The sequence below is a fragment of the Janthinobacterium sp. LS2A genome (genome assembly GCF_036543145.1).
Lineage (GTDB): Bacteria > Pseudomonadota > Gammaproteobacteria > Burkholderiales > Burkholderiaceae_D > Janthinobacterium > Janthinobacterium aestuarii.
Genome location: NZ_JAZHPB010000007.1, coordinates 63,257 through 82,751 on the forward strand (window position 1 = coordinate 63,257; position 19,495 = coordinate 82,751).

The following is a 19,495-nucleotide window of genomic DNA, read 5'->3' on the forward strand; positions in this document are numbered from 1 at the left end:
TCCTGATACTAGTAGGCCAAGGCGAGGCGGAAATGCAGGCGGTTGGCGCCCCGCTGTCCCGTGTCGCCGCCATTGACGACATGGGCGTAATCGAGTTGCAGATTGGCGTAGCGGCTCAGCAGCAAACGCAGGCCGAGGCCGCCGCTGCTGATGCCTTGCGACGCGCTTTCGCCGGGCAAGCCATGGTTGCGGCGCAGCCAGGCCGTGTCATAGAACGCCAGCGCGCGGCATTGGTAGCCGAGCGCCTGGCCGCACCAGTTCGGCGTGTACCACTCCAGGTTCAGGTTGACGCCCGAATCATTCGATACCTCGCGCTCGGCAAAGCCGCGCACGGACGCGGCGCCGCCGGCGCCGAACTGCTCGCCCGGCACCAGCGCGTCCGGCGTGACTTGCGCATTGACGAGCGCGCGCCACTGCCAGTCGCCGGCCAGCACGCGCCCCGTGCTGGCACTCAGGCGCAAGGTGTTGTAGGCGGCCTTCGCATGCGCGCGCACCCGGTCGAAATCGGCTTGCGCACCATGCTTGCCGCCAGGGATATTGTGCGCGAAGGTGACCGCCACGCTCGTCTCGCCCGTGGGCAAGGTCCAGTTGCCGATGTAGCTGATGCTGAGCGGATGCACGGTGACGTCGGCGCCCAGTTCCATGCCGAACAGCTGCACGCTGTTGCGGTAAGCCTTGTAATCGATGCCGTACACGAGCTTCGGTTCGAAGTCGCCGCTGCGGGCAAAGTTCTGGTTGTAGCGGATGCCGGCCATGCTGCCCTGGCCGCTGACGGCCAGGTCGAAGATGCCGGCCGAGACGCTGCCCGAATCGACGTTCGAATAGCTGGCGAAAAAGTCCATCGAGTCGCCCAGCGCATACAGCGGCAAATGGTAGCCGGCGCCATACACGCCCACCTTGTCGGGCTTTTCCAGGCTGCTCGTGTACTGCAGGCTGGCCACATGGTCGAGCCCGAACAGGTTGGCATGCTGGAGCACGACGCCCACGTGTGTCTTGCCCGTTTGCGCATTGCCCGTATTGTCCACGTTGAGCATGGCTTTCCACGGCTTTTCATCGGCCACCGTGACGATGGCGTCGATGGCGCCCGCCGGCTCGTCGGCCTGCAGCCGCACTTCGATCTTGCGCGCCGGGTTTTCATTGGCCAGCTTCAGGCTTTGCGACAGGGCCGGCAGGTTCGGCGTCTCGCCTTCACGCAGAGACGGCAAGGCGCGCCGCACGTTGGCCTCATCGGCGTAGATGTTGCCGCTGATGGCGACCTTGCCCAGCGGCGTTTGCAGCACGCTCAGGCGCACCACGTCCCGTTCCAGTTCCTGCTCGGGCAATTGCACCTGCACGGCGCTGTAACCGCGCTCACGGTAGGCCGCTTCCAGCGCCTCGACGGCGCGGGCGATGTCGGAAAAATCGCGCTGCACGCCCGTAAAGGGCGCCAGCAAGGCTTGCACCTGCGCGGACGTGAGCAGGGTATTGCCCTGGACGTCGAAGCGGCGGATTTCGAAGCGCGGCACGCCGTCTTCCTGCGCGGCAGGGGTAGCGTCATCCATGGAAACAGCAGCGCCGGCGGCGCCGACGGCGAACAGCAGCGCGGAACCCGCAAGCAGGTGCACCAAACGATATGTCATGTGAAGGATTTCTTGTGTAACCGGACAAGCGCGCGGCCCGCAGGCGCCTGCATGTCCGACAATGGATTGAAGACAAATTTTAGACGGCTTTTAGTTTCCAGTCAGAAATTTCTAACATTTCTCCCTGATTTTTATCGCAACGCAACAAACAGTGCGCCGAGAATGATGAAAAATGCCGCATTGGCCGGCTATTTGCTGTGCAATTCCGTCACGCCATCCCAGCCGGCGGGCGGCGGCGCGTTCTGGTATTGCTCCAGGCGCGCCGCATACAGCCGGTACAAGCCATCGCCGGGAAAGTCCGCCTGCAAGCGGGCCAGCTGCGCGCCGGCCGCCGCCCAGCCGCGCGCGCGCAGACTGGCCAGCACCGCGTGCCAGCGCTCGAGCTGCGCCAGTTCGGCGGCAGGGGCGCCGGCCAGCGGGCAGCGCGGCTCGAAAATGGCCACCGCTTCCTGCTTGCCGACCACTCTGACGCGGTCGAGCTCGCGGTATAGAAAGTCCGGGGCGGCGGCGCGCGTAACCTCGCCCACGACGATGCCCACGCCATACAGCTTGCTGGCCCCTTCCAGGCGCGCGGCCAGGTTGACGCTGTCGCCCATCACGGTATAGGCGCGGCGGATGCGCGAACCCATGTCGCCCACATGCATGGGCCCCGTATTGATGCCGATGCCGATGCGCAGCGCCGGCCAGCCGCGCGCGTAAAACTGCTGGTTCAGCCGCGCCGCGCTGCCCTGCATCAGCAGGGCGCTGGCCACGGCCCGGCTGGCGTGATCGCCAAAGGAGACGGGCGCGCCCCAGAATGCCATCACGGCATCGCCGATGTATTTGTCCAGGGTGCCGCCATGGCTGTCGCGGATATCTTCCGACATGGCCGTCAGGTATTCGTTGATGTATTCGCGCAGGGCGGCCGGCGCCAGCTGCTCGGAAATGGCCGTGAAACCGCGCACGTCGGCAAACAGCACCGTCAGTTCGCGGTTCTCGCCCTCCATCGTGTAGCGGCGCGGATCGTCGGCCATCTCGGCCACCAGCTCGGGCGCCACGTATTCGCCGAAACGGGCCACCAGCGCGCGTCCCTTGCGCACCTCGAAAAAGTAACCCCACGCCAGGTTGGCGATGAACAGCGCAACGATCAGCAACAGCAGCACGGCGCCGCCCAGCACCAGGTCGTGCGCGGCGTACAGGTACAGATTGATGCCGATGGCGGCCGCCAGCGCGCCCAGCGTCGCCAGCATCACGCCGGCCGGCGGCAGCACGGCCAGGGCGCCGGCCAGCAGCAGGCCAAACAGCAGTATCTGCACCAGTTCCAATGCCAGCGCATAATCGGGCCGCGCCTTGAAACGCCCGTCGAGCATGGACTTGATCAGGTTGGCGTGTACCTCCACCCCCGGATACTCGGCATTCACGGGCGTGGCGCGGATATCGTTCAAGCCGGGCGCCGTCGTGCCCACCAGCACGATGGCACCCTTGAGCAGCGCGGGGGGCACCGTGCCGGCCAGCACGTCGGACGCCGACACATAACGGAAGGCGCCGCCATCGGGGCCGCCCGCGCCGCGATACTGCACCGTCGTCGTCAAGGCTTCGCCCACGGGGATCGCCAGCGCGCCGCGCGGCGTGAACAGCATGATGTGTTCAAGGCCGCCGCTGGCCAGTTCGCGCGCCGACAGGGTATCGGCCGTGCCCGTGAAACGGGGGGCGATGGCGCGCGCCTGCAGGTAGACGGCGACGGTAGCCAGCGACAGCGAAGGATAATAGCCATCGCCGATGCGCTGCAACAGGGTCGAGGAACGCACGACGCCATCGGCATCGGTCAGCGCCGTGAAGATGCCGGCGCCTTGCGCGACCGCCTGCAGGGGCGCGATATTGGCTTCGTAGCCGCGCGCCACATAGGCCGTCACCGTGCGGCCATTCAGGTCGGCGACCGTGAAGGCGGGCTTGGGCAGCACGCCCTTTCTTTGCTGCTCCGAGACGCTGTAGCCGAGCACCACGGGCTGGCCGCGCATGGCCTCGGCGAACAGGCTGTCGTAATCCATGGCCGGACGCAGTTTTTCCAGCTGCGCCGGCAAGCCGGCCACGCCCGCCAGTTCGCCCTGCGCCAGTCCTTGCAGCACGGCGTAGCCGGAACTGGTGTCCGCTTCGGGAAACGCAATATCGAAGCCCAGCGCGGCCACGCCATAATGGCCGGCGAGCTGGCGCACCAGGCGCGCCTGGATGTCGCGGCTCCAAGGAAAACGGCCCACCTTGGCCAGGCTTTGCTCATCGATGTCGACGATGACGATGCGGCGGTCCATCTGCGGCGTTTCCGCGCGCATGCGCCAGTCGCCCAGCATGGCGTCCAGCCGCGCGACTGTGTCGTTGCCGGCGAGGCACAACACGGCCGCCGCCAGAGTCAGCAGTATGCCCAGCAGCGACCGCGCCCCATGCTTGCGCCAGGCCTGCGACAGCTTCAAGGGGTATAGCCCGGAATGGCCGCCTCGTCGACGGCATCGATCTGGCTCGGATGCATGTGCTTTTCAGCGAAGGTCAGATAGACCTTGCTGCGGATGAAAACGTCGAACAGCTCAGGGTCGATATGCCCGTTCAGGCTGAAATTACCGAGGATGCGCAGCGATTCGGACAGCGACTTGCCCTTCTTGTAGGGCCGGTCGCGCGCCGTCAGCGCCTCGAAAATGTCGGCGATGGCCATCAGCCTCGCAGGCACCGACATCTGCTCTTTCGTCAGCCCCCGTGGATAGCCCTTGCCATCCATGCGCTCGTGGTGGCCGCCCGCATATTCGGGCACCTTTTGCAGGTGCTTGGGCCACGGCAGCGCTTCGAGCATGCGGATCGACACGCTGATATGGTTGTTGACGATGGCCCGCTCGGCCGCCGTCAGCGTGCCGGCGCGAATGGTCAGGTTTTCCGTCTCGTCGGCGTCGAGAAAATCGCGCAGTTCGCCGTCGGCTGCGCGCCAGCGGCGCCTGGCGATCTGCCGCACGCGCTCCTGGTCGGCCTGCGCCATGCTTTCGCCGCCGATATTGACCGTGCGGATAAAGTCGCGTTCCTCGCGCAGCGCCGCCTGCTCCTGCTCCAGTGCGCGGGCGATGGCATCTTTTTGCTGCGGCTGCGCCGCCTGCTGGCGCAGGGCCTCGATCTCGGCGTCGCGCAGCAGCACTTCGTAGCGCGTATCGATCAGGGCGATGCGGTCGAAAATGGTTTCCAGCTTGGTGGCCTTATCGACCACGTGCACGGGCGTGGTGATCTTGCCGCAATCGTGCAGCAGGCCGGCCAGCCACAGCTGCTTGCGCTCGTTGTCGCTGAGCCGGAAATCGGCCAGCGGCCCCGTTTGCGTGGCGTGCGCGGCGTCGGCCAGCAGCATCGTCAGCTCGGGCACGAACTGGCAGTGGCGGCCCGTGTACGGCGACTTTTCATCGATGCCGATATTGATCAAGGTAACGAGCGATTCGAGCAGCTCTTCCAGCTGCGAGATCAGCAATTGATTCGTCAGCGCCACGCCCGCCTGCGCGGCCAAGGCCTCGATGAAGCGCTGGTCGGTGGACGAAAAGGCGCGCACCTGCCCCGTCTCGCCATCCTTGGCATTGACCAGCTGCAGCACGCCGATCAGGTCGCCCTCATGGTCGCTCATGGGCACCGTCAGGATCGATTGCGTGTGGTAGCCGTGGTGGCGGTCGAACTCGCGCATGCCGGAAAAATTGAAGGCCTCGTCGCGGTAGACGTCGGCGATATTCACGCTGCGGCGCATGTTCGCCGCATACGCGGCCACCGATGCCAGGTTCGGCTGGTCCGCGCCATCGAACAGGGGCACGCCAGACAAGCCCATGTCCGCCCCCTGCGCGATGCCCAGGCTGTCGTTGACGCTGATGTCGAACGCCAGCTGGCGGCCTTCGAGCGCGGGCCGGTACAGGGTGGCGCCATCGGCGCCGCTCATGCTTTTTGCCAGCAGCACGATGCGCTGCAACAGCGCGCCAATGTCGTGTCCCTCGCCGCCCAGGCCGTGGCCGAGCGCGACACTGAGTTCGGTCAATTGCTCCAGTCTGTGGGCGATTTTCTCAGGGTGCAACTGAGGCATATTGGTGGCAATCAGGTAATGGGCAAGCAAAAAAGGGGAAGTCGGCAAGCGCCAGTGTAACGGCCGTCCCGCGCACTGTACATTACTTAGTCACAACAAAATGAAATTACTTTCCGTATCACAACACGCATAAATGTTGCCGCCAATCTCATTAATTAGAATAGAATCAACAATAATTACACTGTAACAAGGTACTGAATGAAATTCACGTTCAGGGGTGTGCGCGGCTCCATCCCCTCCCCCGGCCCGCGCACGGCGCGCTACGGCGGCAACACCACGTGCATCGAAGTGCGCACCGACAACGATAGCCTGATCATTCTCGATGCGGGCAGCGGCATCTTTTCGCTGGCGCAGCAACTGCCGCCGGGCCAGCCCGTCGACGCGCACGTCTTTATCACGCACAGCCACTGGGACCACATCCACGGCTTGCCCATGTTCTCGCCCCTGTTCGTGGCCGGCAACCGCATGCGCCTGCATGGCGCCTTTGACGGCATCAGCGGGCGCGGCATCGAACACGTGATGGCGGTCCAGCTGCAAGGCAGTTATTTCCCCGTCAGCGAAGCGGCCATGGCGGCCTGCATCGAGTACCGCACCCTGGCACCGGGCGAAGCCGTCGAGGTGGGCGGCGCGCGCGTGCGTGGCGCGGAAATGAACCATCCCGTCGTCAACCTCGGCTACCGCATCGACTGCGGCGGCGCCTCGCTGTTTTTCAGCGGCGACCATGAACCGTTCTACAACCTGCATCCGCCCGGCCACGCCGAGCATGCGGCGTGCTCAGAGCGCAATGCGCAGCGCCAGGCCCGCATCGATGCGCTCATCGCCGGCGTCGACGCGCTGATCATGGATTGCTCGTACACGCGCGAGGAATACCCGGGCAAACAGGGCTGGGGCCACGGCACCTTCGACGCCGCCTTCGACCTGGCCCTGCGCTGCGGCGCGCGGCGCCTGTACTGCACCCACCACGAACCGACCCGCAGCGACGAGCAGCTCGAAGCCGTGTTTGCCGACGTGATGGGCCGCTACAGCAGCCGCCTGGCCGGTTTGCAAGTGTTCCTCGCCAGCGAGGGGCTGACGGTGGAACTGGCCTGCACATAAAAAAAGGGAGCCGCAAGGCTCCCTTTTTACTGGCGTTGACTATCCATTACATGATGTGGTGGCCAATCCACCAAGCGACTGCTGCAACAAACGCGGAGGCAGGAATCGTGAAGATCCAGGCCCAGACGATATTGCCTGCCACGCCCCAGCGCACGGCCGACATCTTCTGCGACGAGCCGACGCCGACGATGGCGCCCGTGATGGTGTGCGTGGTCGACACGGGAATGCCCAGCGCCGTGGAGACGAACAGGGTGATCGCGCCACCGGTTTCGGCGCAGAAGCCGCCGACCGGTTTGAGCTTGGTGATCTTCTGGCCCATGGTCTTGACAATGCGCCAGCCACCGAACAGGGTGCCAAAGCTGATGGCCGTATAACACGAGATGATGACCCACATCGGCGGCATGGCGTCGGCCGAACTGGAGTAGCCTGCGGCGATCAGCAGCATCCAGATGATGCCGATGGTTTTTTGCGCATCGTTGCCGCCGTGGCCCAGGCTGTAGGCGGCCGCCGAGACCAGTTGCAAACGGCGGAACCACTTGTCGACCTTGCGCGGCGTCGAACGCACGAATATCCATGACACGATCAGCATCATGATGGAGCCGAACACGAAGCCCAGTACCGGTGCGATGACGATGAAGGCGACGGTTTTCCACAGGCCGGCCGCGACCAGCGCACCCGTGCCGGACTTGGCGACAGCTGCGCCCACCAGGCCGCCGATCAGCGCGTGCGAGGACGACGATGGAATGCCGTAGTACCAGGTAAACAAATTCCAGAAGATGGCGCCCATCAGCGCGCCGAAGATCACGTACTGGTCGATCACTGCCGGATCGATGGTGCCCTTGCCCACCGTGGCGGCCACGGTCAGCTGGTGGAACACGAAGATGGCGACGAAGTTGAACGTGGCAGCCATGGCAACCGCGGTCTGCGGTTTCAATACGCCCGTCGAGACCACCGTGGCAATCGCGTTGGCGGCATCGTGGAAGCCGTTCATGAAGTCAAACAGCAGCGCCAGGACGATCAACAGGCCTAGCACGTAGATGCTGATTTGTATGGTCATTATAGTTTCTTTTCTGATTCTGGTTCAGGACAGGCCCAACGCTTACGCGTTTTCGACGATGATGCCTTCGATAATATTGGACACATCTTCGCAACGGTCGGTCACGGTTTCCAGAATTTCGTAGATCGCTTTCAGCTTGATCAGGTTGCGCACGTCCGGTTCGTCGCGGAACAGTTTGGACATGGCGGCGCGCATCACGTGGTCGGCATCCGACTCCAGGCGGTCGATCTCTTCGCAGATGGCGACGATCTTGCGCGAGTTGTCCATGTTGTGCAGCATGGCGACGGCGTCGCGCACTTTTTCGGTACAGGCCAGCACCAGTTCGGCCAGGCGCTTGGCTTCCGGCGTGACGGCCTTCAGGTCGTACAGCGAGACGGTTTGCGCCGCATCTTCCAGCAGGTCGAGGATGTCGTCCTGGCGCGTGATCAGCTGATGGATGTCGTCGCGGTCGATCGGCGTGATGAAGGTCTTGTGCAGCATTTCCACGGTGGCGTAGGTGACTTTGTCCGCCTGTTTCTCGATGCTTTCGATCGCATGCACGCGGTTTTCCAGGTCGTCGAAATTGGTCATCAGGCCGAGCATCTCTTTGGCGCCCTTGACGCACAGTTCCGCGTGCTGGTTAAACAATTCAAAAAACTTGCCCTCAGTGGGCATCAAGCGTCCAAACATGTCATTCTCCGTTAAGCATTGAGTCGTGTTATTTACTACAGAAAGCCGCCCCGCAAGAGGGGGCAGCGATGGGGTGCCAGTGCTGCTGAGTCTTAGTCGCCTTGGTAAAGCGCCAGGCCACCACTGTAATTGCCAAATTTGGTGTACTGCCCCATGAAGGTGAGGCGGATGCTGCCGATTGGACCGTTACGTTGTTTACCGATGATGATCTCGGCCGTTCCCTTGTCTGGCGAGTCGGGGTTATACACCTCGTCGCGGTAAATGAACAGGATCACGTCGGCATCCTGCTCAATAGCGCCCGATTCGCGCAAGTCGGACATGACAGGACGTTTGTTCGGGCGTTGTTCCAGCGAGCGGTTCAGCTGGGACAGCGCGATCACGGGGCAACCGAGTTCTTTCGCCAGGCCTTTCAAGCCCCGCGAAATCTCGGAAATCTCCGTGGCGCGGTTGTCGCCCGGCGTATTGGCCGACATCAGTTGCAAGTAATCGACGATGATCAGGCCCAGCTTGCCGCATTGACGCGACAAACGGCGCGAGCGGGCGCGCAATTCGATGGAATTGAGCGCTGGCGTTTCATCGATGTACAGCTGCGCGTCGTTCATCTTCTGGATCGCATTCGTCAGGCGCGGCCAGTCTTCGTCGTTCAGGCGGCCAGTACGCAAACGGTGCTGATCGAGCTGTCCGACGGAGCCGAGCATACGCATGGCCAGCTGGGCGCCGCCCATCTCCATCGAGAACACGGCCACGGGCAAGCCGCTGTCGATGGCCACGTTTTCGCCGATGTTGACGGAAAACGCCGTCTTGCCCATCGAAGGACGGCCCGCCACGATTACCAGGTCGCCCGGCTGCAGACCGGAGGTCATGCGGTCGAGGTCGATGAAACCGGTGGGCACGCCCGTGATTTCACTCTGGTTGTCGCGGCTGTACAGTTCGTCGATGCGTTCGACCACCTGCGTCAGCAGGGGCTGGATGGCGGTCCAGCCCTGGGCGCCGCGCGCGCCTTCTTCGGCGATGGCGAAAATCTTCGATTCGGCCTCGTCAAGCATCTGCTTGACTTCCTTGCCTTGCGGGCTGAAGGCCGTACCGGAGATATCGTCGGCGACGGTGATGAGCTTGCGCAGCACGCCGCGGTCGCGCACGATCTCGGCGTAACGCCGGATGTTCGCGGCCGATGGCGTGTTTTGCGCCATGGCGTTCAGGTAAGCGAGTCCGCCCACGTCATCGGCCTTGCCGAGCTGGGTCAGGGTTTCAAAAACAGTAATGACATCGGCTGGCTTGGAAGCGTTAACCATCTTGACGATTTGCTCGAAGATGATGCGATGGTCATAGCGATAGAAATCCTCCGCATGCATGAAGTCGGCGATGCGGTCATACGCGGCATTGTCGCGCAGCAGACCACCGATGACGGATTGTTCTGCTTCGATCGAATGCGGCGGAATACGGAGGGAATCCAGTTGCGGATCAGAGGGGGCGTTCATGGCGCGAATTATACCCGCTTCGGCGTGATGGCAAAAATAAAGGGCTGAAATTGAGCGAAAAAAAGGCCACAAAAAAGCCGGGCGAACCCGGCTTTTCATAGTGCGGCAATGCTTGCGGGCCAGGCCCGCAGACAATTACGCGTTCGCGTCTGGAACGACAGCGATAACAACTTCCACGACCACGTCGGTGTGCAGAGCAACCGAAACGTTGTGCTCGCCAACGATCTTCAGCGGGCCGGTAGGCATGCGGATTTGTGCTTTTTCAACAGCAAAACCTTGCTTGGTCAGCGCTTCAGCGATGTCGAAGTTGGTGACGGAACCGAACAGACGGCCATCAACACCAGCTTTTTGAGCAACTTGAACGGTCAGGCCGCTCAGTTTTTCACCCTGGGCTTGCGATGCGGCCAGTTTGGCGGCAGCAGCTTTTTCCAGTTCGGCGCGCTTGACTTCGAATTCAGCCACAGCGGTTGCCGTAGCACGACGTGCCAGGCGTTGCGGGATCAGGAAGTTACGTGCGTAACCGTCTTTGACTTTGACGACTTCGCCGAGGTTACCGACGTTAACAACTTTTTCTAACAGAATGATTTGCATAGTTCTTCTCCAGGAATATCTGACCGATTAAGCGTGGTGCAGATCGGTGTATGGCAGCAGCGCGAGGAAGCGAGCGCGCTTGATTGCGGTGTCAACTTGGCGCTGGTAGTGCGCTTTGGTACCGGTCAGGCGTGCTGGCATGATCTTGCCGTTTTCTTGGACGAAGTCTTTCAGCGTGTCGACGTCTTTGTAGTCGACTTGCTCAACGTGAGCTGCGGTGAAGCGGCAGAACTTCTTGCGTTTGAACAACGGGTTTTGCTGTTTGCGTTTTTCTTTAAGCTTGAGCTTATTTTTGTCGAACTTTTTACCGAATGCCATGTCAGGCTCCTGTATCTAAAATGCGCTAGTCGGGGTGACTGCACTAAAATCAATGATGTGAAACACCAAACTCTTGCTGTTGCGGCTCTTCCTGGCCAGGAAACCCGTGAACTGATACACCCCGCCCAAGCTTGCCTGACTGAACCTGCCTGAGATTTCGCCAGCGGCTAGGGCGGCAACATCAAACTCGGTCAAACGGGCAATCCCTGCTTCCATCTGCTGCGAACTGTGTTGCAATACTGCATTCACAATCGGCAGCCCTGCCGGGGTATAGCGCAATATTTCGCGCTCGGCAATGATGGCGGTTACTTGTAGCTGGTTCAGCGCACGATCCTGGTCAAGAATTAAGCTGCTGCTGCGGCTGGAGCGGCTGCTGGTGCTTCGGTGCGGTGGCTTTTGGCCGCGTCTTCGCGTTGTACCGATTTCATCATCGGCGAAGGAGCTGTTTCAGCTTTCTTCATTTTAACGGTCAGGTGACGCAACACGGCATCATTGAATTTGAATGCTGTTTCCAACTCGACCAGGGTCTCGTTGTCGCATTCGATGTTCAGGCAGATGTAGTGTGCTTTAGGCAGCTTTTGGATCGAGTAAGCCATTTGACGGCGGCCCCAATCTTCCACGCGGTGAACCGAACCGCCGCGGGTGGTTACGCTGGCTTTGTAGCGTTCGATCATCGCGGGCACTTGCTCGCTTTGGTCCGGATGGACGATAAAGACTATTTCATAATGACGCATGCAAACTCCTTCAGGTCGGATTGATAATCGCCCACCCCGGCGTCAAGACGGGTGTGGGAAGGTCAGCCGAAGATTATAACCGTCTTTTGCAAACGTTTCAATCATTCCTTCCACAAGCGCCTGAAAAGCCCGTGCGCCGCCGTGCTTTCCGGCCGCGGACAAGTATTTCTTGCGAAATTCGCCCAAAACACGGAAATCCCCTTGCATAGTGGGCGATACTGTACAAAAATACAGACTGTTCATATAGACAGCATTTTAGTATGCACCCACCGCTCATGATCAAGCTGACAGCACGACAAGAACAAATCCTGAACCTGATCAAGGACGCGATTGAAAACACGGGCTTTCCTCCCACCCGTGCCGAAATCGCCAATGAACTGGGTTTCAAATCGGCCAATGCGGCCGAAGAGCATTTGCAGGCCCTGGCCCGCAAGGGCGCGATCGAGATTTCGCCCGGCACCTCGCGCGGCATCCGCCTGATCGGTGCGGCCGCCGAAGCGCCGCCGTCGAAAGTGCCGGCAGCCCTGCTGATGTCGCTGCCCCTGATCGGCCGGGTGGCGGCAGGCTCGCCCATCCTGGCCCAGGAAAACCTGGAAGCGAGCTACAACGTCGACCCGGCCCTGTTCTCGGCCAAACCCGACTTCCTGCTGAAGGTGCGCGGCTGGTCCATGCGCGACGCCGGCATCATGGATGGCGACTTGCTGGCCGTGAAAAAGGTCGACAGCGCCAAGAATGGCCAGATCGTCGTCGCCCGCATCGGCGACGAAGTCACCGTCAAGCGCTACAAGAAGACGGGCTCCGTCATCGAACTGCTGCCGGAAAATCCGGACTTCAAGGTGATCACCGTGTCGCCCGAAGACGAGTTTGCGTTGGAAGGCCTCGCCGTCGGACTGATGCGCAGCTGGCATTAAACTGCCGCACGTAAAAAAAGGGCCGCGACAGCATGACTATCGCGGCCCTTTTTACATGGTGCGCGGCTGCTTATGCGTCCAGTGCGCTGCTGAAATCTTCCAATAAGTCTGCTTCATCCTCGATACCGACGGACACGCGGATCAGCGATTCGGCGATGCCCATGCTGGCGCGGCGCTCGGCACCCATCTCGTAGAAAATCGTGTGGGCGACGGGAATGACCAGGGTGCGCGTGTCGCCGAGGTTGCTGGCGGGAATGGCAAGATTGAGACGATTGAGGAAATCGAAGCAGTCGATGCCATCTTTCAGCTCAAAGCTGAACAACGAGCCATAGCTGCGGAACAAGTCGGTGGCCAGCGCATGCTGCGGGTGCGACGCCAGGCCAGGATAATGCACGGCCGCCACTCTTGGATCCGCCTGCAGCATGGTGGCCAGCGCCAAAGCGTTCGAGCAGGTGCGATCCATGCGCAAGGCCATGGTTTCCGCGCCGACGGCGATATGATGCGCAGCTTCCGGCCCCAGCGAGGCGCCGAAGTCGCGCAAAGCCTTGGCACGGATTTGCGCGATGCCCCACTGCGCGGGCGCCGCCTTCTTGTAGTTCTCGAAAATGTTCGGATACTGCGTCCAGTCGAACACGCCCGTGTCCGTCAAGCTGCCGCCCAGGGCATTGCCGTGGCCGCCGATGGATTTCGTCAAGGCATTGACCACCAGGCCCGCGCCCACAGCTTTCGGGCGGAACAGATATGGCGTCGTCATCGTATTGTCGACGATATACAAAATGCCCTTCTCGCGGCACAGGTCGCCGATTTTCTTCAGGTCGGCGATTTGCGTGCGCGGATTGGCGATGGTTTCCACAAACACGATGCGCGTGGCCGGCGTGATGGCGGCAGCCACGTTGGCGACATCGGTAGCGTCGACGAACGACACGGCCATGCCCTGCCCCGTCACTGTTTGCCACAGGCTGTTGGTGTTGCCAAACAAAAAGGCCGACGACACGACATGGTCGCCCGCGCGCAGCAACGATTGCACCACGGCGCCGATGGCGCCCATGCCGGTGGCGAAGCACAAAGTCGCCACGCCGTCTTCCATCTTGTTGACCTTGTCTTCCAGCGCGGAGACGGTCGGGTTGCCTTGGCGGCCATAACGGAAGCCCGGCTCCTTGCCCTGGAACACGGACGCGAGCTGGCGCGCATCGGCGTAACCGAAGGCAACGGAAGTGTGCACGGGCTTGTGCAGCGAGCCGTGCTCGATGCCCTTGCGGCGGTCGTTGTGCAGGATGGTGGTGGTGAAGCCGTAGGTTTTTTTGTTGGTCATGGTGGAAGTTCCGGAGTTCGATTTGCCGCGTAACCCAAGGCAAATGCCGGGGTCAGACCTGAAGATCCAACCCCGAAAAAAAGCCCGGCATCGGCCGGGCAGGTACTTATGCTTCCGTTGTCGCCAGGTTCAGGTTCAGCTGGGAACGCGGCGTATCTTCGGGCGCTGCCGCCTTCGGATGGTGGCGCGCATATTCCAGGCGGTCCAGGTATTCCTGCGACACGTCGCCCGTCACGTACACGCCATCGAAGCACGATGCCTCAAAGTTCGTCAGGGCCGGGTTAACGTCGGCGATCGCCTGCTTCAGCGCGCCGATATCCTGGTAGACCAGGTAGTCGGCCGTGATTTCACGGCACACTTCTTCCGTCGTGCGGCCGTAGGCGATCAGCTCGTCGCGCGTCGGCATGTCGATGCCGTACACGTTCGGGTAGATGACCGGTGGCGCGGCCGAAGCGAAGATGACCTTAGTCGCGCCCGCTTCGCGCGCCATCTGCACGATTTCACGGCTGGTGGTGCCGCGCACGATGGAATCGTCGACCAGCAGCACCACTTTATCCTTGAATTCGGACGGGATCGCGTTGAGCTTCTGGCGCACGGATTTCTTGCGCGCCGCCTGGCCCGGCATGATGAAGGTACGGCCGATGTAGCGGTTCTTGATGAAGCCTTCGCGGTACTCGATGTTCAGCGCCATGGCCAGCTGGATGGCGGCCGGACGCGAGGAATCGGGAATCGGCATGACCACGTCGATATGCACGCCTGGCAATTCGGCGCGGATCTTCTCGGCCAGGTATTCGCCCATTTTCAGGCGCGTGGCGTACACGGAGGCGCCGTCGATGACGGAGTCGGGACGGGCCAGGTAGACGAATTCGAACACGCACGGGTTCAGGCTGGCATTGTCGGCGCACTGGGCGCTGTGCAATTTCTTGTCGGCATCGATGAAGACGGCTTCGCCGGGACCGATGTCGCGCACGAAGCGGAAGCCCATGCCTTCCAGGGCCACGGATTCGGAAGCGATCAGGTATTCGGGACCCTGCTCCGTTTCATTGATGCCCAGGCACAGTGGACGGATGCCGTGCGGATCGCGGAAGGCCAGCAAGCCCACGCCGGCGATTTGCGCAACGGCGGCGTAACCGCCCTTGACGCGGCGGTTCAGCACGGTAACGGCCTTGAAGATGGCTTCCGGGTCCAGGTTCAGGCCCGTCGTCGCTTCCTGGATTTCATGCGCCAGTACGTTGAGCAGCACTTCCGAATCGGAATCGGTATTGATGTGGCGGCGGTCGTTCTTGAACATTTCCAGCTTCAACTGTTCCCAGTTGGTCAGGTTGCCATTGTGCGCCAGGGTAATGCCGAACGGCGCATTCACATAGAACGGTTGTGCTTCCTCTTCGCTCGACGAACCGGCCGTCGGGTAGCGGCAATGGCCGATGCCCGTTGTGCCTTGCAGCGAACGCATGTTGCGCGTACGGAAGACGTCACGCACGAGGCCGTTGGCTTTGTGCATGGAAAACATACTGCTGTGATTGGTCGCAATCCCTGCCGCGTCCTGACCGCGATGTTGCAAGAGCAACAATGCATCATAGAGCAATTGATTGACAGGTTGATGGGAAACGACGCCGACGATGCCACACATGGTGTGCTCCTAAACTGTGCTACTGATTTTAAAAAAATTCAAAATTTCACATGCTGCGCGTAAGCGGCAGGCAGATAAGGCTTGATGGCGCGCGCGCCCTGCTCCGCGAGCGGGCTGAACTGCGCGTTTTTCCAGAATGGCTGCTGCGGTATGGACGTCATGCCACACAAGATGACGGCGGTCAGCACGATCACAAGACCCCGCGCCACGCCGAACAGGGTGCCCAGGGTGCGGTCAGCCAGGCTCAAGCCCGTCACCTTGACGAGCGCGTCGACCGTCATGGACAGCAATCCCATCAAAATGCGCACGCCGATGAACAGCACGACGAAAGCCAGCAACAAACGGATGGCTTCGCCAGGCACGGCTTCCGGCAGGAATTTCGCCAAGGTAGCGCCATACGCATTGGCAATGACGAACGCCACGATCCAGCTGACCAATGACAGTATTTCCTTGACCAGGCCACGCATCATGCTGATCAGCACGGACGTCACCAGCACGAACAGCACCAGGTAATCGAAGATCGTCACGCGCGTTCAGCCTTGCAACATCACGCCGGCACCAGACTGCCGCCCAGGCCCAGCTTTTGCAGCTTGGCGCGGGTCTTTTCAGCGTCTTCGCGGCTGCCGAACGGCCCCACGCGCACGCGGATGCGCTCGCCCGCCGGGCTCGAGACTTTCTGCGTGTACGACTTGATGCCCGCATCGCGCAGCTTGTCTTGCAATTCGTCGACCTTGTCCTGCGTCGCCAGGGCCGCCACCTGCACCACGAACTTGCCGCTGCCGGCGTCGTGCGCCTTGTCCTGTGCTTTTTCTTGCGGCTTGCCTTCCAGGATAGCCAGCGCGCGCGCGGCATCGTCAGCCGATTGCGCCGGCTTGGCAGGCTTCGGCTCGGGCTTGGCTTCCGGTTTTACTTCATGCTTGGGTTCAGGCTTGGGTTCGGGCTTGGACTCGTGTTTCGGCTCGGGCTTGGTTTCGTGTTTCGGTTCAGGTTTCGGCTCCACCTTGACCGGCTTCGGTTCAGGCTTGGGTTCCGGTTTCGGTTCCACATAGGTCGGCTTGACCGGTGCAGGCTGGGCGGCGGCCAGCACGGGTGCCGGTGTCGGTGCAGGGGTCGGCTTGGCCGCAGGCGGCAACGGCGCGTCGACGATTTCCTCGGACTGGTCCAGGCCATTCGATGCGGCCTGGGCCGGAACGGCCGGCACGGGCGCCGGTGCAGGCGCGACGGCCTTTTCCTTCGACGGAATGTCGATGGCAATATCGTTGAACGGCGCCTTCGGTTCGGAATCGAGCAGCATCGGCAAGCCGACAGCCACGCCCAGGGCCAAGGCAATGGCCCCGACCAGGCGGCGGCGTGCGCGCTTTTTTTCAGGCAAGACCGGGTCCGGCGCTTCCTTGCCGCCACGGCGCGATCCGCCGCCACCGGCGGTGTTGGCTGCGCGCTTGCGGGTCGGCGACTGTGCTTCGCCAGGGACATAAAAGCCGCTGTCTTCGCCAGAGGATTCTTGCTTGTTTTTAAACAGTTTCGAGAACAAGCCCATGCGTGATTTTCAGTCGAGTGCGTTTCAGTGAAGTGAGGATTTTCGGGCCTTCATCACGCCGGCAACGGTGAGGAAAGAACCAAAGACCACAATTCTATCATTCTCACCGGCCCGGCTCATTGCATTTGCAAAAGCTTGTGCCGGATCATCGAAAATAGACACAGTATGTTCGCTGCTGTCGGGCTTATCTTCGAGCATGATCTGCACCTTGGCGGCCAGCTCCGAAGCCGTGGCCGCGCGCGGCGAAGGCAATCCCGTCAGGCACCAGTGGTCGACGTGTTCGCTCATCGCGGCCAGTACGCCATCGATATCCTTGTCCTGCATGGAACCAAACACGGCATAGGTGTACGGGTGGAAACCCATGTTGCCGAGGTTCTGGTTCAGCGCCGACGCCGCGTGCGGGTTGTGCGCCACGTCGAGGATCACGCTGGGGCGGCCAGGCAAGACCTGGAAGCGGCCCGGCAGTTCCACCGTCACGAGGCCCGTGCGCACTTCCTGCGCACCCACTGGCAGCTTCAGCTTCAGCACTTCCAGCGCGGCCAGCACGGCCGTCGCATTGAGTATCTGGTTGGCGCCGCGCAAGCTTGGATACGCGAGCGAATTGCGGCGCTGCTCGCGCCCGCCGTAGTTCCACTGCTGCTTGTCGCCCGAATAATTGAAATCGCGGCCCATCAGCCACAGGTCGGCGCCGATGGCCTCGGCATGGTCGATCAGCGATTGCGGCGGCACGGGGTCGCTGCAGATGGCCGCCTTGCCCGGACGGAAGATACCGGCCTTTTCAAAGCCGATCGCTTCGCGCGTGTCGCCCAGGTAATCCGTGTGGTCGATGTCGACGCTGGTGACGATGGCCACGTCGGCATCGATCACGTTGACGGCGTCGAGGCGCCCGCCCAGGCCCACTTCCAGGATGGCCACGTCGAGCTTCGCCTGCGACAGCAGGTGCAAAATCGCCAGGGTGGTGAATTCGAAATACGTGAGCGGCGTGTCGCCGCGCACGGCTTCAACAGCATTGAAGCTGGCGACGATCTGTTCGTCGCTGGCCATCTCGCCCAGCACGCGGGCGCGCTCGTTAAAATCGAGAAAATGCGGCTTGATGTACAGCCCCACTTTGTAGCCGGCGCGCAACAGTACCGATTCCAGCATGGCACAGGTGGACCCCTTGCCATTCGTGCCCGCCACCATGATCACGGGGCAAGTAAACGCCAGCTGCATGCGCGCCTTGACGGCTTGCACACGGTCCAGGCCCATGTTGATCTGGGTTTCCGAATGGCGGGTTTCCAGCATGGCGAGCCAGTCCGGCAAGGTGGTGGGGAGGTTTTGCATGGGAGGCTTCTTGATGAGGAGACAGTGCGCGAGGCGCGGAGACGGTGTTGCGTGGCAACCGGGCGGGTCCGCAGGACACCGCCCGGCCTGATACTTTGGCGTTACGCCAGGACTTCCACAGCCTGGTTTTGCAACAAGGCCAGCAGACGGGCGATTTCTTCGCGCATCTTGCGGCGGTCGACGATCATGTCGACGGCGCCCTTGGTGACGAGGAACTCGGCGCGCTGGAAGCCTTCCGGCAGTTTTTCGCGCACGGTGTTTTCAATCACGCGCGGGCCGGCAAAGCCGATCAGCGCTTTCGGTTCGGCGATCACGACGTCACCCATGAAGGCGAACGAGGCGGACACGCCGCCCATGGTCGGGTCGGTCAGCACGCTGATGAATGGCAATTTCTTTTCGGACAGCTTGGTCAGCATGGCCGTGGTTTTCGCCATCTGCATCAGGGACAGCAAGCCTTCCTGCATGCGCGCGCCACCGGTGGCGGTGATGCAAATGAACGGCACTTTCTGTTCCAGCGCGATTTGCGCACCGCGCACGAAGCGCTCGCCCACGACGGAGCCCATCGAGCCGCCCATGAATTCGAATTCGAAGCACGCCACGACCACAGGCAGGCTCATGATGGCACCGCCCATGACGACCATCGCATCCGTCTCGCCCGTCGCTTCCATGGCGGATTTCAAGCGGTCAGGGTATTTCTTGCTGTCCTTGAATTTCAAGGTATCGACGGGCAGGATTTCCTGGCCGATTTCATAGCGGCCGCCCGCGTCGAGCAGGCTGTCGAGGCGTTCACGCGCGCGGATGCGCATGTGGTGGTCGCATTTCGGGCATACGTGCAGATTCGATTCCAGGTCCGTACGGTACAGCACGGCTTCGCACGACGGGCACTTGACCCACAGGCCTTCCGGCATGGTCTTGCGCGCGGCAGCATCAGAACGCTGGATGCGCGGTGGCAGCAGTTTTTCCAACCAACTCATATTTTCTCCTTGGGCCCTTGTAGGGGTAGCGTCGGTGGACGCCCCCGGCAGACGGTAAACGGCGACACCCCCATAGGGCACCACCAGAAATTTTATCTATTGCACAATTACAGGCAAATCAGTGGCCGAAGTGTAGCCGTTTATCGCCGGGCTGTCGAACTTTGCCGCCAACGCATCTTGCGTA

Annotated in this window: 18 protein-coding genes; 2 read left to right on the forward strand and 16 right to left on the reverse strand. The window is 61.7% G+C overall.

The window, feature by feature from the left end:
* Positions 1-8: 8 nt before the first annotated feature.
* The 3 genes from V3C40_RS19830 to V3C40_RS19840 all read right to left on the reverse strand — a co-directional run bounded on the left by V3C40_RS19830 (position 9) and on the right by V3C40_RS19840 (position 5,682).
* Positions 9-1,619 (reverse strand): ShlB/FhaC/HecB family hemolysin secretion/activation protein, encoded by a 1,611-nt coding sequence (locus V3C40_RS19830; RefSeq protein ID WP_331778322.1) that lies wholly within the window; start codon positions 1,617-1,619, stop codon positions 9-11.
* Positions 1,620-1,807: 188 nt separating this feature from the next.
* Positions 1,808-4,063: a CHASE2 domain-containing protein gene (locus tag V3C40_RS19835; protein ID WP_331778323.1), complete on the reverse strand. Its 2,256-nt coding sequence runs from the start codon at positions 4,061-4,063 to the stop codon at positions 1,808-1,810.
* Positions 4,060-5,682 carry a GAF and HD-GYP domain-containing protein gene (locus V3C40_RS19840; protein ID WP_331778324.1) on the reverse strand — a complete coding sequence of 541 codons (1,623 nt, stop codon included), beginning with the start codon at positions 5,680-5,682 and terminating at the stop codon, positions 4,060-4,062. The genes V3C40_RS19835 and V3C40_RS19840 overlap by 4 nt, the downstream gene beginning before the upstream one ends.
* 198 nt (positions 5,683-5,880) lie before the next feature.
* Between V3C40_RS19840 and V3C40_RS19845 the strand changes: the two genes are divergently transcribed.
* Complete coding sequence (locus V3C40_RS19845) at positions 5,881-6,777, forward strand: MBL fold metallo-hydrolase (RefSeq protein WP_331778325.1); 897 nt, start codon at positions 5,881-5,883, stop codon at positions 6,775-6,777.
* A 46-nt stretch (positions 6,778-6,823) separates the two neighbouring features.
* Here V3C40_RS19845 and V3C40_RS19850 read toward each other — a convergent pair whose 3' ends face one another.
* The 7 genes from V3C40_RS19850 to rpsF all read right to left on the reverse strand — a co-directional run bounded on the left by V3C40_RS19850 (position 6,824) and on the right by rpsF (position 11,624).
* The gene (locus tag V3C40_RS19850) at positions 6,824-7,837 is read right to left on the reverse strand and encodes an inorganic phosphate transporter (protein WP_034750483.1); all 1,014 of its coding nucleotides are present in this window, start codon (positions 7,835-7,837) and stop codon (positions 6,824-6,826) included.
* A gap of 39 nt (positions 7,838-7,876) precedes the next feature.
* Complete coding sequence (locus V3C40_RS19855) at positions 7,877-8,503, reverse strand: DUF47 domain-containing protein (RefSeq protein ID WP_010400015.1); 627 nt, start codon at positions 8,501-8,503, stop codon at positions 7,877-7,879.
* Between the two features lie 92 nt (positions 8,504-8,595).
* Positions 8,596-9,981 carry a replicative DNA helicase gene (locus V3C40_RS19860; protein ID WP_034750488.1) on the reverse strand — a complete coding sequence of 462 codons (1,386 nt, stop codon included), beginning with the start codon at positions 9,979-9,981 and terminating at the stop codon, positions 8,596-8,598.
* Between the two features lie 135 nt (positions 9,982-10,116).
* Positions 10,117-10,572 carry a 50S ribosomal protein L9 gene (rplI, locus tag V3C40_RS19865; RefSeq protein WP_034783456.1) on the reverse strand — a complete coding sequence of 152 codons (456 nt, stop codon included), beginning with the start codon at positions 10,570-10,572 and terminating at the stop codon, positions 10,117-10,119.
* Between the two features lie 27 nt (positions 10,573-10,599).
* Complete coding sequence (gene rpsR, locus V3C40_RS19870) at positions 10,600-10,890, reverse strand: 30S ribosomal protein S18 (RefSeq protein ID WP_010400024.1); 291 nt, start codon at positions 10,888-10,890, stop codon at positions 10,600-10,602.
* 15 nt (positions 10,891-10,905) lie between these two features.
* Positions 10,906-11,214 (reverse strand): primosomal replication protein N, encoded by a 309-nt coding sequence (gene priB, locus V3C40_RS19875; RefSeq protein ID WP_071322552.1) that lies wholly within the window; start codon positions 11,212-11,214, stop codon positions 10,906-10,908.
* A gap of 20 nt (positions 11,215-11,234) precedes the next feature.
* Positions 11,235-11,624 (reverse strand): 30S ribosomal protein S6, encoded by a 390-nt coding sequence (gene rpsF / locus V3C40_RS19880; protein WP_034750499.1) that lies wholly within the window; start codon positions 11,622-11,624, stop codon positions 11,235-11,237.
* Positions 11,625-11,899: 275 nt separating this feature from the next.
* Between rpsF and lexA the strand changes: the two genes are divergently transcribed.
* Positions 11,900-12,535 carry a transcriptional repressor LexA gene (gene lexA / locus V3C40_RS19885; protein WP_034750502.1) on the forward strand — a complete coding sequence of 212 codons (636 nt, stop codon included), beginning with the start codon at positions 11,900-11,902 and terminating at the stop codon, positions 12,533-12,535.
* A 70-nt stretch (positions 12,536-12,605) separates the two neighbouring features.
* Here the strand turns inward: lexA and V3C40_RS19890 are convergent, their stop codons facing one another.
* From V3C40_RS19890 to accD, 6 genes are all read right to left on the reverse strand, one after another.
* Positions 12,606-13,847, reverse strand: a complete 1,242-nt coding sequence (locus V3C40_RS19890; protein ID WP_331778326.1) for a cystathionine gamma-synthase family protein — start codon at positions 13,845-13,847, stop codon at positions 12,606-12,608.
* A gap of 106 nt (positions 13,848-13,953) precedes the next feature.
* Positions 13,954-15,477, reverse strand: coding sequence for an amidophosphoribosyltransferase (gene purF / locus V3C40_RS19895; protein WP_034750508.1), 1,524 nt, complete (start codon positions 15,475-15,477; stop codon positions 13,954-13,956).
* Positions 15,478-15,515: 38 nt separating this feature from the next.
* Entirely contained in the window at positions 15,516-16,004 is a 489-nt protein-coding gene (locus V3C40_RS19900) for a CvpA family protein (protein ID WP_034750511.1), read from the reverse strand.
* Positions 16,005-16,024: 20 nt separating this feature from the next.
* Positions 16,025-17,014 (reverse strand): SPOR domain-containing protein, encoded by a 990-nt coding sequence (locus V3C40_RS19905; RefSeq protein ID WP_331778327.1) that lies wholly within the window; start codon positions 17,012-17,014, stop codon positions 16,025-16,027.
* Positions 17,015-17,038: 24 nt separating this feature from the next.
* On the reverse strand, positions 17,039-18,337 hold the full coding sequence (folC, locus tag V3C40_RS19910) for a bifunctional tetrahydrofolate synthase/dihydrofolate synthase (RefSeq protein WP_034750518.1): 1,299 nt from the start codon (positions 18,335-18,337) through the stop codon (positions 17,039-17,041).
* 101 nt (positions 18,338-18,438) lie between these two features.
* A complete protein-coding gene (gene accD, locus V3C40_RS19915; RefSeq protein ID WP_010400390.1) occupies positions 18,439-19,311 on the reverse strand; it encodes an acetyl-CoA carboxylase, carboxyltransferase subunit beta in 873 nt (290 codons plus the stop codon).
* Between the last annotated feature and the right edge of the window lie 184 nt (positions 19,312-19,495).

Bases quoted from the DNA above. Each gene is read 5' to 3' on its own strand.
- rpsR (WP_010400024.1), bottom strand. From the start codon at position 10,890: ATGGCATTCGGTAAAAAGTTCGACAAAAATAAGCTCAAGCTTAAAGAA.
- purF (WP_034750508.1), bottom strand. From the start codon at position 15,477: ATGTGTGGCATCGTCGGCGTCGTTTCCCATCAACCTGTCAATCAATTG.
- V3C40_RS19860 (WP_034750488.1), bottom strand. From the start codon at position 9,981: ATGAACGCCCCCTCTGATCCGCAACTGGATTCCCTCCGTATTCCGCCG.
- rplI (WP_034783456.1), bottom strand. From the start codon at position 10,572: ATGCAAATCATTCTGTTAGAAAAAGTTGTTAACGTCGGTAACCTCGGC.
- V3C40_RS19855 (WP_010400015.1), bottom strand. From the start codon at position 8,503: ATGTTTGGACGCTTGATGCCCACTGAGGGCAAGTTTTTTGAATTGTTT.
- lexA (WP_034750502.1), top strand. From the start codon at position 11,900: ATGATCAAGCTGACAGCACGACAAGAACAAATCCTGAACCTGATCAAG.
- V3C40_RS19830 (WP_331778322.1), bottom strand. From the start codon at position 1,619: ATGACATATCGTTTGGTGCACCTGCTTGCGGGTTCCGCGCTGCTGTTC.
- folC (WP_034750518.1), bottom strand. From the start codon at position 18,337: ATGCAAAACCTCCCCACCACCTTGCCGGACTGGCTCGCCATGCTGGAA.
- accD (WP_010400390.1), bottom strand. From the start codon at position 19,311: ATGAGTTGGTTGGAAAAACTGCTGCCACCGCGCATCCAGCGTTCTGAT.
- V3C40_RS19840 (WP_331778324.1), bottom strand. From the start codon at position 5,682: ATGCCTCAGTTGCACCCTGAGAAAATCGCCCACAGACTGGAGCAATTG.
- V3C40_RS19845 (WP_331778325.1), top strand. From the start codon at position 5,881: ATGAAATTCACGTTCAGGGGTGTGCGCGGCTCCATCCCCTCCCCCGGC.
- rpsF (WP_034750499.1), bottom strand. From the start codon at position 11,624: ATGCGTCATTATGAAATAGTCTTTATCGTCCATCCGGACCAAAGCGAG.
- V3C40_RS19905 (WP_331778327.1), bottom strand. From the start codon at position 17,014: ATGGGCTTGTTCTCGAAACTGTTTAAAAACAAGCAAGAATCCTCTGGC.
- V3C40_RS19890 (WP_331778326.1), bottom strand. From the start codon at position 13,847: ATGACCAACAAAAAAACCTACGGCTTCACCACCACCATCCTGCACAAC.